Origin of the sequence: Sphingomonas sp. LH128, from assembly GCF_000293195.2 — a bacterium.
Classification (GTDB): domain Bacteria; phylum Pseudomonadota; class Alphaproteobacteria; order Sphingomonadales; family Sphingomonadaceae; genus Novosphingobium; species Novosphingobium resinovorum_A.
On the sequence record NZ_ALVC01000477.1, the window covers coordinates 1 to 1,039 of the forward strand.

Sequence of the window (1,039 nt, forward strand, 5' to 3'; positions counted from 1 at the left end):
GTTCGTGCGGCGTTCTGGCCGTGAACCCGCGCGCGCCGCAGGCCTGCGCGAATGTGGCGAAGTCGAGGTTGGGGAACGAGGCTCCCTCGCTCGGCGGAACTCCGGCGCCTTCCATCTCCAGATGAACAAGGCCCCAGGTGCTGTTGTCGTAGACCACCACCTTGACCGGCAGCTTGTGTTCCACTGCGGTCATGAATTCGCCCAGCAGCATCGTGAAACCGCCATCCCCCGCGTGAAGGATCACCTGCCGCGCGGTATCGAGCGCCTGGACGCCGTTGGCTATGCCTATGCCGGTGCCGACGGCGGCATTGTTGAACGAGCCGGTGATCTGCTGGCGCCCGCTCTGGCGCAGCCAGTTCGCCGCCCACAGCGTGACCTCGCCGGTATCCGTTACCCACACCGCGTCCTCGGCGGCACGATCGCTGACCGCGCGGGCGACGGCCTGCGGGTGAAGCATGTCGGGCGATCGATCGAGCGCGGCCTTTTCGTCCAGCATCGCGTCCCACTTCGCGCGGTCGGCATTCACCGCATCGAGAAAGGCGGTGTCGCCTCGCTGCGGCAGGGCGTCGAGCAGCATGCGCAAGGCCGGGCGCACCGATCCGACGATGCCGAGGGCAACCGGGGTGCGGCGACCCAGCGCGAAGGCGCGTTCGTCGATCTGCACCACACGCGTCTTGGTGGGGAGGAACTCGGAATAGGGGTAGTCGGTCCCTAGCATCAGCATGAGGTCCGCCTGGTGCAGGGCATCGACGCCGGGCCGCCCGCCGATCAGGCCGATGCCGCCGATCCAGCGCGGATCGTCGTAAGGCAGGATGTCCTTGCCGCGATAGGTATGCATCAGCGGTGCATTCAGGCGGTCCGAGAGCGCTTTCAGCTCCTCCGCAGCGGCGTGACAGCCAAAGCCGCATAGGACGGCCACGGTCTTCGCCTCGCCGATCATCTGCGCCAAAGCGGCGATGTCGGCCGCTGCCGGTGCGACTTCGGGCCGGGGGCGCAGGGTGGCGATGCTCGGCACCGGGCCGGGAACTTTCGCGGCGAA

At 67.9% G+C, this 1,039-nt stretch carries 1 protein-coding gene; it reads right to left on the bottom strand.

Annotation, left to right across the window (positions count from 1 at the left end; translation table 11 throughout):
* Positions 1-1,039: thiamine pyrophosphate-dependent enzyme (locus LH128_RS28750; protein WP_008833223.1), on the bottom strand; the 1,039-nt coding region annotated here is incomplete at both ends.